General features: G+C 63.1%; 10 protein-coding genes and 1 tRNA gene. 2 read left to right on the top strand and 9 right to left on the bottom strand.

Features of this window, described 5'->3' with window-relative positions:
• Nucleotides 1-23: 23 nt before the first annotated feature.
• The 6 genes from FHJ30_RS07440 to rpsB form a co-directional block, all read right to left on the bottom strand.
• The gene (locus FHJ30_RS07440) at nucleotides 24-608 is read right to left on the bottom strand and encodes a DivIVA domain-containing protein (RefSeq protein WP_139028664.1); all 585 of its coding nucleotides are present in this window, start codon (nucleotides 606-608) and stop codon (nucleotides 24-26) included.
• An 89-nt stretch (nucleotides 609-697) separates the two neighbouring features.
• On the bottom strand, nucleotides 698-1,621 hold the full coding sequence (locus FHJ30_RS07435; RefSeq protein WP_139028663.1) for a phosphatidate cytidylyltransferase: 924 nt from the start codon (nucleotides 1,619-1,621) through the stop codon (nucleotides 698-700).
• Nucleotides 1,621-2,178 carry a ribosome recycling factor gene (gene frr / locus FHJ30_RS07430; protein WP_066274709.1) on the bottom strand — a complete coding sequence of 186 codons (558 nt, stop codon included), beginning with the start codon at nucleotides 2,176-2,178 and terminating at the stop codon, nucleotides 1,621-1,623. Before frr ends, FHJ30_RS07435 begins: the two co-directional genes overlap by 1 nt.
• A gap of 128 nt (nucleotides 2,179-2,306) precedes the next feature.
• Complete coding sequence (pyrH, locus tag FHJ30_RS07425) at nucleotides 2,307-3,044, bottom strand: UMP kinase (RefSeq protein ID WP_139028662.1); 738 nt, start codon at nucleotides 3,042-3,044, stop codon at nucleotides 2,307-2,309.
• Nucleotides 3,045-3,169: 125 nt separating this feature from the next.
• The gene (tsf, locus tag FHJ30_RS07420) at nucleotides 3,170-4,006 is read right to left on the bottom strand and encodes a translation elongation factor Ts (protein WP_066274704.1); all 837 of its coding nucleotides are present in this window, start codon (nucleotides 4,004-4,006) and stop codon (nucleotides 3,170-3,172) included.
• Nucleotides 4,007-4,135: 129 nt separating this feature from the next.
• Nucleotides 4,136-5,005 (bottom strand): 30S ribosomal protein S2, encoded by an 870-nt coding sequence (rpsB, locus tag FHJ30_RS07415; RefSeq protein WP_139028661.1) that lies wholly within the window; start codon nucleotides 5,003-5,005, stop codon nucleotides 4,136-4,138.
• Nucleotides 5,006-5,471: 466 nt separating this feature from the next.
• Between rpsB and FHJ30_RS07410 the strand changes: the two genes are divergently transcribed.
• Nucleotides 5,472-6,041, top strand: coding sequence for a M23 family metallopeptidase (locus FHJ30_RS07410; RefSeq protein ID WP_139028660.1), 570 nt, complete (start codon nucleotides 5,472-5,474; stop codon nucleotides 6,039-6,041).
• Between the two features lie 35 nt (nucleotides 6,042-6,076).
• Here FHJ30_RS07410 and FHJ30_RS07405 read toward each other — a convergent pair whose 3' ends face one another.
• Nucleotides 6,077-7,267: an acyl-CoA dehydrogenase family protein gene (locus FHJ30_RS07405; RefSeq protein WP_139028659.1), complete on the bottom strand. Its 1,191-nt coding sequence runs from the start codon at nucleotides 7,265-7,267 to the stop codon at nucleotides 6,077-6,079.
• Nucleotides 7,268-7,901: 634 nt separating this feature from the next.
• On the opposite strand from FHJ30_RS07405, the gene FHJ30_RS07400 reads away from it, so the two are divergent.
• Complete coding sequence (locus FHJ30_RS07400; RefSeq protein WP_240793625.1) at nucleotides 7,902-10,334, top strand: AAA domain-containing protein; 2,433 nt, start codon at nucleotides 7,902-7,904, stop codon at nucleotides 10,332-10,334.
• Between the two features lie 31 nt (nucleotides 10,335-10,365).
• On the opposite strand, the gene FHJ30_RS07395 is transcribed toward FHJ30_RS07400, so the two are convergent.
• Both FHJ30_RS07395 and FHJ30_RS07390 read right to left on the bottom strand, forming a co-directional pair.
• Nucleotides 10,366-10,439: transfer RNA gene (locus tag FHJ30_RS07395), tRNA-Ile, on the bottom strand.
• Between the two features lie 72 nt (nucleotides 10,440-10,511).
• On the bottom strand, nucleotides 10,512-11,708 hold the full coding sequence (locus tag FHJ30_RS07390; RefSeq protein ID WP_139028657.1) for a glycosyltransferase: 1,197 nt from the start codon (nucleotides 11,706-11,708) through the stop codon (nucleotides 10,512-10,514).
• Nucleotides 11,709-11,791: the final 83 nt, after the last annotated feature.

The following is an 11,791-nucleotide window of genomic DNA, read 5'->3' as shown; positions in this document are numbered from 1 at the left end:
TGTCCGCGGGCGGCTGTGCGGCGTCAGTCGATCGCAGCCATCAGCTCGACCACGCGGTCCAGGAACGCGTCCACCTGCGATTCCTCGTACCCGTCCCTGCCCACGGCAGGGCGGAACACTGCCCGGCGCACACTGTCCACGCTGAGCGGCTTGTCCTGCTCAAGGTAGGCAATCAGCTCGCGGCACAGCCGGTCGACGTCGGCCGTGTTGTAACTGCGCGCCTTCTTCTTGGTGGGACGGCGGAAGCGGTCGCCATCAGGGCGGTGCAGGCGCCCGCGGAGGATGCCGGAGAGGTTCCCGATCTCGCGCAGCCAGGCCTCTTCCCCGCGGGCTGCGATCAGTTCGTCCCGCTCCCGCCGGGCGAAGGCGTCCTCGAGCCGGTCCAGCGCGGCATCCACCACCGTGGCCGAATACCCGCCTTTGACGGGGTCGAAGGAGACAGCCCTGACATCTGAACTGTTGACGGGCTGGGCCGCGGATTCCGGAGTCTCCAGTGACACCCTGGCACGTTGCAGGAACTGGTCCACCTGTTTGGCGTTGTAGCCATACTCACCGCGCTGCACGCGCTCAAAGGACGCAGGGATCTGCCGATGAAAGTCCAATGCCACTTTTGCTTCCTTCAATGCTCTTCAGCCGTAGTACTTCCGCACCAGCTTATTTGTGCTGGGGGTGGTCCGCCTTTCAGGCGGCGTTTGTGTCAGGCACCGGCCACCAGTCCGTAAAGGACAAAGGCTGCCGGCGATGCAAAGACGATCGAGTCAAGCCTGTCCATGACTCCGCCGTGCCCTGGCAGGATGCTGCTCATGTCCTTGATGCCCAGTTCGCGCTTGACCATGGATTCAGCGAGGTCCCCTGCCGTAGAAGCGGCAACCAGGCCAACCGCCAGGACAATGCCCACCCACCACGGCTTGTCGAGCACGAACAGGCAGGCAAGGATGCCGATGAGCATGGCCCCGCCGATGGATCCCGCGAATCCTTCCCAGGACTTCTTGGGGCTGATCTTGGGCGCCATCGGGTGCTTGCCCAGGGACGCCCCCACAAGGTAGCCGAAGGTGTCGTTGGAGACCACCAGCAGGAGCATCACCGCCACCTGCCAGGCGCCCTGCGGGATTATTCCGCCCGGCCACAGCCCCAGCGGCGTTACACCGCCCGCGGCGTGCAGGGGCAGGACGGCGAAGCTGATGAAGAACGGCACCCAGCCCAGGGTGAAGACGCCCGCGAAGATACTGTTGGCCGAGCCGGCGGCACTCTCGATGGACCGCCACAGCAGGACGGCCACCGAGCTCATCAGCATGGCAAACAGGAGGCTTTCAATGCCCCCGAGGTACGCGGCGAACGGCATGGCCACTGTGCCGGTCATCACCGGCACGATGGGCATCCTGGTCCCGTTGGCCTCCAGGGCGCGGTAGATCTCCCACACCCCGAAGATGGCAAAGGTGGTGGTTACCGCAACGAAGCCGAGCGGGAGCAGCAGCAGGCCGCCCAGCACGGCAAACAACATGGCCAAACCCACCACGACGGCGGCCGGAAGGTTGCGTCCGGCCTTTGGCGTCGGGTTGCTCCTGGGCTGCTTCCCCCGTGTGCGCGCCCTTGCTGCCGGGGCCTGATCTGCCTGGCCCATCAGACTTCGAGCAGCTCTGCTTCCTTGCGCTTGAGCAGCTCATCGATGCCGTCAACGTGGGCCTTGGTGAGGCTGTCGAGCTCCTTCTCGGCGCGGGTGCCCTCGTCCTCCCCGGCCTCGCCGTCCTTGACCAGCCTGTCCAGGGTTTCCTTGGCCTTGCGGCGGATGTTGCGGATGGACACCTTGGCGTCCTCGCCCTTGGTCTTGACGATCTTGACGTATTCCTTGCGGCGTTCCTTCGTCAGCTCCGGGATGGTGATCCGGATGACGTTGCCGTCGTTGGAGGGGTTGGCGCCCACCTCGGAATCGCTGAGGGCCCGCTCAATGTCGCGCAGGGCGGTCTTGTCGAACGGGGTGATGAGGATGGTCCGGGCGTCCGGGATGGCGAAGGATGCCAGCTGCTGCAGCGGGGTGGGCGAGCCGTAGTACTCCACCAGGACCTTGTTGTACAGGCCCGGGTTGGCGCGGCCGGTGCGGACGGAAGCGAAGTCTTCCTTGGCTACCTCTACTGCCTTGTCCATCTTTTCTTCGGCCTCGAGCAAGGTTTCTTCGATCACGGTCTCTCCTGAAGGGTCCGGTGCAGTCCGGGTACCCGGGTCCCTGCACACAACATGGTTCTCTGTTGCTGTCCGTCCCCGCCACTACAAGCGCGGACGGAACTGTCCTGAAATCATCCTAGCCGCAGCTAGGTGGTGACCAGCGTGCCCAGCTTTTCGCCGAGGATGGCCCGGGTGACGTTCCCTTCGCCTTCCATGCCGAACACCACCATGGAAAGGTTGTTGTCCTTGCACATGGTCATGGCCGTCTGGTCCATGACGCGGATGTCGCGGCGGAGCGCGTCATCGTAGCTGAGGGTTTCCAGCCGCTCGGCTGTGGGGTCCTTCTTGGGGTCCGCCGTGTAGACGGCGTCCACGCCGCTCTTGGCCATCAGGACGACGTCGGCGTGGACCTCCAGGGCCCGCTGCGCCGCGACGGTGTCCGTAGAGAAGTACGGCAGCCCGGCGCCCGCACCGAAAATGACCACGCGTCCCTTTTCCATGTGGCGGATGGCACGGCGGGGAATGTAGGCCTCGGCCACCTGGCCCATGGTGATGGCGCTCTGGACGCGGGTTTCGACGCCGGCCTGTTCCAGGAAGTCCTGGAGGGCCAGGCAGTTCATCACGGTGCCGAGCATGCCCATGTAGTCGGCGCGGGAGCGGTCCATGCCGCTCTGGGAAAGTTCGGCGCCGCGGAAGAAGTTGCCACCGCCAACCACGATGGCCACCTCCACCTGCGGGACGGCTGCGGCGATCTGCTTGGCGACATCGCGGACGGTCTCAGGGTCAACGCCCAGCTTCCCGCCGCCGAAGACCTCACCGGAGAGCTTCAGGAGGACCCGGCGTCGACTTTTCTCTGGCTGGATTACAGTGTTGACGGCTTCCATGATGCCTTCCTGTTGGTGAACTCTAAAAAGGTTATCCTGCTGCGCGGCCAAAGGTCCCATACGGGACGTCCCCCGCGCATGCAAAAGGGGCGGCCACCGAAGTGGCCACCCCCTTGCTGTTTCGGCTAGGAGCCGACGCGGAAACGCGTGAACGCGGTTCCCTTGACACCGGCCTCGGTGAGGACCTGTGCCACGGACTTCTTGGCGTCCTTGGCGAATGCCTGGTCAACCAGGACCTCACCCTTGTAGAAGCCGGTAACGCGGCCTTCCACGATCTTGGTGAGGGCGGCTTCGGGCTTGCCCTCGGCCTTGGCGGTCTCTTCGGCGATGCGGCGCTCGGACTCGACCAGGTCGGACGGAACGTCCTCGCGGGTCAGGTAGTTCGGGGCCATGGCAGCAATGTGGACTGCGACATCGTGGGCGGCGGTGGCAGCAGCTTCGCCTTCACCGTCAACAGCGAACAGCACGCCAACCTGGGCCGGCAGGTCCTTGGAGGTCTTGTGCAGGTAAGCGTCGACCGTTGCACCCTCGATGCGGGAGATGCGGCGGACAACAACCTTCTCGCCCAGGACAGCGCCTTCTTCGACGACGACCTCGGAGAGGGGCTTGCCGTCAACATCGGTGGCGAGCAGGGTCTCGAGGTCGGCTGCGCCGGACTCGACGGCAACGGCCAGGACCTTGTCGGCCAGCTGGATGAACTTGTCAGCCTTGGCGACGAAGTCGGTCTCGCAGTTGACCTCGATCATGACGCCGACGCCGTTGCTGACCTTTGCGGCCACCAGGCCTTCAGCGGTGGAGCGGCCCTCACGCTTGGTAGCGCCCTTGAGGCCCTTGATGCGGATGATCTCGATGGCCTTCTCGGCGTCGCCGTTGGCCTCGTCAAGAGCCTTCTTGACGTCCATCATGCCGGCGCCGGTGCGCTCGCGCAGGGCCTTGATGTCCGCGGCAGTGTAGTTCGCCATGTGAACCCCTCTGTCTAGAAATTTGTTGTGGTGTACGGACCGACAGGACGGCAGCCCGTGGTGGGCCGCCATCCTGTCAGCAGCTCCGGCAACCGCATGACGGCGCCGGAGAATCCGGATTTACTTGTGTTACTTGGCTTCTTCGGAAGGAGCAGCAGCTTCCTCCGCCGGAGCAGCAGCTTCTTCTGCGGGAGCAGCAGCAGCTTCTTCTGCCGGAGCAGCAGCTTCAGCCTTGCTGCCTTCAAGGAGCTCGCGCTCCCACTCGGCCAGCGGCTCTTCCGGAGCTTCGGTAGCGCCCGTGCCACGGTTGTTGCGCGCGATGAGGCCTTCGGCAACGGCGTCTGCAACAACGCGGGTGAGGAGGTTGACGGAGCGGATAGCGTCGTCGTTACCCGGAATCGGGAAGTCGACCTCGTCCGGATCGCAGTTGGTGTCCAGGATGGCGACAACCGGGATGTTCAGCTTCTTGGCCTCGTCAACGGCGAGGTGTTCCTTCTTGGTGTCCACGATCCAGAGCACGGACGGTGCCTTGGTCAGGTTGCGGATACCGCCGAGGTTGGACTCCAGCTTGGTGAGTTCGCGCTTGAGGAGCAGCAGCTCCTTCTTGGTGTAGGCGGAACCGGCGACGTCGTCGAAGTCGATCTCTTCGAGTTCCTTCATGCGCTGGATGCGCTTGGCGACCGTCTGGAAGTTGGTCAGCATACCGCCGAGCCAACGCTGGTTGACGTAGGGCTGGCCAACGCGGGTAGCCTGCTCGGCAATCGCTTCCTGGGCCTGCTTCTTGGTGCCGACGAAGAGGACGGTGCCGCCGTGTGCAACGGTGGCCTTCACGAACTCGTAGGCGCGGTCGATGTAGGACAGCGACTGCTGAAGGTCGATGATGTAGATGCCGTTGCGCTCCGTGAAGATGAAGCGCTTCATCTTCGGGTTCCAACGGCGGGTCTGGTGTCCAAAGTGGACGCCGCTGTCAAGCAGCTGGCGCATAGTTACGACGGGCATGCCGACGCTCCTTCCGGCAGGTCATTCATGAGAGAGCCCGGAGGCTTCTTACCCTGCCACTAGTTGACGGTTGATTAGCGTGGCCCGGACGGGCCGTGCTCCTGGCATCCATCAGGCTTCCCATCAGGACCGGGGTCCTGACCGCAAGAGGCCTGATCCGCCGCCAGCGAGGCCTGGGCGTCGCTTCTGGAGGGCTGGATGCGCGTAGTCAGCCGCCGCTCCCCCACACTCCTGAATGAGATGTGCCGACGCCGCCCGGACAGGACCATGTAACCCTTGGAAGAACCATTGGATAGTCGCTGGACGGAAAGCGTTGAGGGCGCAGCAAACTGCTCCATCAAGTGTACTACAGGCGACCTCGGCCAGAGGACACTGACCAGGACAGGAACGACGCCGCCACGCGCCTTATCCACATAGCCGCGGCTTGCACTCGCGGCACCATTTGGGGCGGGCGCAGGCTGGTGGCATGAGACCATCCTTGCTGCTCGCGGCGTTCCTCCTGATGCCCGCCTCGCTGGCCCCGGCCGGGGAACCCCTCGCCCCGGCACCTGCCCAGGCTGCGCCCCTGGCAGCCGTGGGCGACGCAACGCCGGCAGCCACGCCAGGTGTGGCCAAACCCTCCTGGCAATGGCCCCTCGCTCCACGCCCCCGGGTGTTGCGGGATTTTGATCCGCCACCCAAGCCCTGGCTGAGTGGCCACCGGGGCGTGGACCTTGGGACAGCGTCCGACGGCGCGCACGTTGCCTCGCCGGCCGCGGGCACCGTCAGCTTCGTCGGAGTGGTGGTGGACCGGCCCGTCATCACCATCGACCACGGCAATGGCCTGCGGAGCAGCTTTGAACCCGTTGAGAGCACTCTCGCTGCCGGCAGCACGGTAGCAGCCGGGCAGCTCATCGGCTCCGTCATTCCCGGGCATTGCCCTGCCGAATCCTGTGTCCACTGGGGCGTGCGCCGCGGCGATGACTACGTCAATCCGCTGCAGTTTGTCATGGACCTCCGGCCGTCCATCCTGCTGCCGCTCGGAGCACCGCCTTAGCCCCCGGTCCGCGGGCGCCAGGCCGGCCGGACTGGCTAGACGATCGCAGAGATGCCGGTGATGGCGCGACCCGTCACCAAGGTGTTGATCTCGTGGGTGCCTTCATAGGAGTAGATAGCTTCGGCGTCGGCGAAGATCTTCGCCATCTCGAAGTCCGTCACAATGCCGTTGCCGCCCAGGAGGCTCCTGCCGATGGCTACGCTTTCGCGCATCCGCGCGGTAGTGAACGCCTTGGCCAGGGCCGACTGTTCGTCCTTTGCCAAGCCTGCGTCCTCCAGCTGCGACAGCCTCACCATCATGCCCATGGAGCTGACGGCGTTGCCCAGGATCTGCACCAGCTGGCTTTGGACCAGCTGGAAGGACGCGAGGGGCCTGCCGAACTGGTGGCGTTCCACGGCATAGCGCCGGGCAACGTCGAAGGTTGCCAGCTGCTGGCCCACCGCCTGCCAGGCGACGCCGAGGCGGGTCACTTTGAGTACCTTGTTGGTGTCGCGGAAGCTGTTGGCGTGGGCGAGCTTGAAGAAGTCCGGGACCACAACGCCATCCAGGGTGATGTCGGCATTCTGGACGGTGCGCAGGGAGATCTTGTTCTCGATTTTGGCGGCACTGAAGCCCTCCAGCGTGGTGTCCACCAGGAAGCCCTTGACCTGGTTGTCGTCAACGTCCCTTGCGTAGATGACCACCCAGTCGGAGAACGTTGCGTTGCCGATCCAGCGCTTTGCTCCATTGAGGATCCAGTTGCCGCCCTCCCGGCGGGCGGTGGTGCGGGTGCCGCCGGCCACGTCGCTGCCGCCCAGGGGTTCGGTCAGCCCGAAGGCGCCAATCTTCTTCAGGGCATAGACGTCCGGAAGCCAGGCGTCCTTCTGCTCCTGTGAAGCCAGCGCCTCAATGGAGCCGGTGAAGAGGCCGTCGTGGACGCCCATGAACGTCGAAATGGAGGTGTCGGCCCGGGTCACTTCGGCGTGCATCAGGCCGGCAAAAAGGTTGGAGTGCCCCTGCCGCCTTACCGGACTGACAAGGTCGATCTCCGCAAGTTTCGGAATGAGGTCCATGGGGAACTCACCGCGGTTCCAGCAGTCCACGGCGATGGGCTTAACCTCCCGCGCCAGGAACTCCCGGACCTCCGCCAACCGGTCCTGTTCCTTTCCGGTGAGCAGTTGCTCGAAGGCGAAAAAGTCGCCGTCGGCGTAGGGAAGGTCGTGGATGGTTTGGGATGTGTTGGACATGGTTTCCTCACAACGATCACAACAGTCGGCAGGATCTTCGGGTTAAACCCGGCAGACCCACTATGTTACTGGTGAGTAACTTACCGCAAGTTTTTCTTTGCCGCAATGGCTGGCCTGGCGGCTTGGGCGCGCAGGGGTTGATCCCGATGCATGAATCGTGCGGGGAAGTTCTGTAACGTCTGAGCGCAACGGAGCAAATACTTCACTTGGGGGAAATGTCATGGTTGATCCGCGCCGCGAGGCCGTCCTGATCCGGCGCCGGGACCAGTCAGGCGTTGAGGACAAGACCCCGGAAGTGCTGGACTACAGGGTCGACGGGGACGCTGTCCACGTCACCTTCCGAACGGCCGGCGGGCCCCGCGCGTACAGGTACTCCGCGAGGAATGTCATGGTTCTCCGCGACCCGGTCAGCACAACCATTGACGACAGGACCCGTATCAGCTTCGGCGGCCGGGCCATCCATGGGGTTACCGACCTGTTGTGTTTCCGCGGCCCGGGCGGGGCATGGTGGCGGGCTTTCACTTCAGGCAGTGAGGGCGAAAGCTACAGGACATGCCGTGAGGAAGAAATCAGCATTGAACGCAGTCCTGACACTGGGACCGAAGCATCCGACGTCCTGGGTTACTGGCACAGTGTGGTCTCCCATTTGGCCCAGGACGACCCACTGCGCAGGCCTTATGCGAACTTTCGAGCCGTCCCGCGGGAAAGCGTCCTCGATCTTTATCTTCGCGGTCATTCTCCTGACCCGGAACCGGAACTGGACGGGTATATTTTCCCCTTCTCGTCAAACCTCAGCCAGCGGGAAGCTCTCAGAAAGGGGCTGGCCCACCGGATTTCAGTAATCGACGGACCGCCTGGCACGGGAAAGACGCAAACGATACTCAACATGGTGGCAAACATCGTCCGCCTCCCCGGGAAAAGTGTGGCCATTGTGTCTTCCAACAATGCTGCGGTCGAAAACGTTCGTGACAAATTGGCCAAAGAGGGCTTCGGGCACGTCGTTGCAGACCTGAGGCGAAACGACCTCAAACGTGATTTCTTCGAGAATAAACACGTCGAGAATATGGAAATGCAACGCAGGCTGGGAGCTTCACCTGTGGCCGCGCCAGAGGCCAGCAGGATTTGGCGGCTTGACGCGCGCCTGCAGGAGCTGCAGGCGGTGGCCAGGGAACTGGCAGGCAAGCGGCAAGAACTGGATGCCTTCAGGCTCGAACAGCGGCATTTCAGCCGCCACGTCGCCAATCACGATCCGGCTTTCCTGCCGGCTTTGCCCCTCCTGCAGGGGCCCTCAGGCCGGATCCTTGAATTCCTGGCGGAGGCAGCGTGCATTCCAGCAAACGAGCGCCCCCTGCGCCGGCTTTTCCGCCGGATCAGGAGCCGTTTCCGATACGGATCAACCCGGAACATAGATTCCGGTGACACGGACGTAGTCATGCGCCTTCAGGCTGCCTACTACGACACCAGGATCGCGGAGTTGGAAAAGCAGATTGAGCAGGCCGCCGCACATCTCGCCGGGGACGATTTTCCTGCTCTCGAAGCCGAACTGCGGCAGCTGTCCCAGCAGTCGCTGAAGGCGGACTTGTACCAGCGCTACGCGGGCGTTCAGCCACAAAACTACACAGACGGCTCTTACCTCCGGCAGTTCACATCATTTATCACCGGCTACCCAGTGGTCTTGAGCACATGCCATTCCTTGCGGCGGAGCGTCCCTCCCGGATACTTGTTCGATTACCTGATCATCGATGAGGCTTCCCAAGTAGACCTGTTGGCCGCGGGCCTCGCACTTTCCTCTGCCAGGAACGTGATCGTCGTCGGCGACCTTCGCCAGCTTCAGCACATCGCCGTCCAGGGAGCCGCCAAACGCGCCGGACCAGCACCGGCGCCCAGCTACGACTACGGCCGTCACAACATACTGTCTTCCATCATCGAACGCTTCGGTGCGGATGTTCCCCGGACCATGCTTCGCGAACACTACCGTTGCGATCCTGCGATCATCGATTTCTGCAACAGGAAGTTTTACGGTGGGCAGCTCATTCCCTACACAGTGGGTGACCCGCAAGGTACCGCCCTTGCAGTAGTACGGACAGCGCCCGGCAACCACATGCGGCAACACCTGGGAGGAGGACGGACCAACCAGCGCGAAGCCGACGTCATTGCGAAGGACGTACTTGAACGCTTCTGCTCGGGCACCCGGCACGAAGACATCGGCGTGGTCACGCCGTACCGCCGGCAAGTGGACAAGGTGGCGGAGGCCCTGCTCAACAGCATCCAGGCCGACACAGTTCACAAGTTCCAAGGCCGTGAAAAGGAGATCATCATCATGAGCACGGTCCTGGATGAGACCAGGGACGGGAACTTTGGCGTTGATTTCGTGGATAACCCGCAGATGGTCAACGTGGCGGTGTCCCGGGCGATCAAACGCTTTGTCCTGGTGACCAACCATGACATGCTGCCGGCCAGCCGCCATCTCCGGGACTTGGTGGAGTTCATCCGCTATCACAATCCCGACGAGGGCATCTCCGACAGCGGAGTCCTTTCAGTTTTCGACCTCCTTTACACGGAATATTCAGCAGTGCTGCAGCCCTTGGCATCACGAATGCAGACACCGTCAAAGTTTGCTTCGGAAAACATCATCTGGACAGTGCTATTGGAGATACTGGCGGAGGAGATGTTCAAGGACTTGTCTGTTGCCCGGGAGGTCCTCTTGCGAAACCTGCTGCCTGGCTTGTCACGGCTCACCACTCCACAGGCCGCCTATGTGCGGAACGGCGCCAGATTTGACTTCCTGATATACAGCCGCATCACCAACAGACCGGTCCTGGCCCTAGAGGTTGACGGATTTGCCTTCCATGAAAATGACGGAAGACAAAAAGCAAGGGACAGCCTTAAGGACGGGATCTGCCGGACACACGGAATCCAGCTGCTGCGGCTTCCGACCACCGGGAGTGGGGAGCTGCACCTGATTCGCCAGGAACTCCGGGCTGCACAGCTCACACAGCACCGCCCTGATGGACGTGGCTCTCTCCGTCCCGCCCCAGGGCGGGTATCCGAGCCCTCATCGACGTAAGTGATCCTGTCTGAGGGCCGGAAGAGAAAAGTAGGGCTACTCGGACTTGAACCGAGGACCTTAGGATTATGAGTCCCGCGCTCTAACCAGCTGAGCTATAGCCCCTAGCGCCCCGGACCTCCCGTGATACGCGCACGGTGGCAGGGCAAAAACACTCTAGCAAACCCCGGAAAGCGTTCAGACCACTTTGTCCTCGAACCGCGCGCCCCGGTACAGGTCCTCAAAGGTCTGCAGCGTTCCCTGGATGCTGTGTGGCTCCACCATCTGCCGGCTGGCTTGGCCCATGGCGGCGCGCTCAGCGGCAGGCAACTCCAGGATCCGCGTGATCTTCTTGGCGAGGTCATCGCTGTCATTGGGGGTAAAGAGGTACCCGTTCTCGCCGTCGCGCACCAGGTGCGGCAGTGCCATGGCATCCGCCAGCACCACCGGAGTGGATGCGGACATCGCCTCCAGCGTGACCAGCGACTGCAGCTCGGCTGTTCCCGGCATGCAGAACAGGTCGGCCTGGATATAGGCCTTCCGCAGCTCCTCGTCGGTGGCAAGCCCGAGGAACTTGACCCGGTCACCCAGGCCCAGCCGATGGACAAGCTGCTCCAGTTCGGAGCGCACCTCGCCGCCGCCAACAATTTCCAGGTGCACGTTCAGCTCCGGCGGGGTCTTGCTGATGGCCTCGATCAGCACATCCACGTGCTTCTCCTCGGCCAGCCGGCCGGCGAACATCACCGTCGGGTACGGATGCGGGTCGATCTGCTCCCCGGGCTGCAACTCATACGCGGCGGAGTCGATGCCGTTGGACAGCGGCAACACCTTGCGAAGGAAGGCGTGCTGGTGCATAGCCTTGGCTGCAAGGGGCGTGGGTGTGGTGACCACATCCGCCTTGCCCATGACCTTGCCCATGTCCTTCCACGAAATACGTCCGATGATGTCCTTGAACCACTGCGGAAACGGCAGGAACGGGTTCAGGTTTTCCGGCATGAAGTGGTTGGTGGCAACGATCCGTACGCCGCGCTTCACGGCCTCGTACAGGACGTGCTCGCCGATCATGTAGTGGCTCTGGATGTGCACCACGTCCGGCTGCACGCGGTCGAAAAGAAGGCTGATTTCCTTCTTGATTTCCCAAGGAAAGCAGATCCGGAAGTATTCGTGGGTGGGAACGCCATGGGAGCGGAGCCTGTGGACCGTTCCTTCCGGGCGGAACTCGGTGAAGCTCTTCCCGTTGTCCGCGCGACAGGCCAGGACGTGCACGTTGTGTCCCCGGCCGGTCATTCCCTTGGCCAGGCGGTAGCCGAACTGGGCTGCTCCGTTGATGTGGGGCGGATATGTGTCCGCGGCGATCAGGATGGTCAGGGGACGCTGGTCGGCGGGCGTGGTCACGTGGAGAGCTCCTGATGGTCACGGTGCAGACAGCATGAACTGGCAGCACGGCTGGCCGCTGCGCCGGTGGCGCCTGGCCTCGT

This window comes from Arthrobacter sp. BB-1 (assembly GCF_006151685.1).
GTDB lineage: Bacteria > Actinomycetota > Actinomycetes > Actinomycetales > Micrococcaceae > Arthrobacter.
The sequence above is the reverse complement of the archived record's forward strand: the minus strand, read 5'-3'. Positions and strand labels throughout refer to the sequence as shown.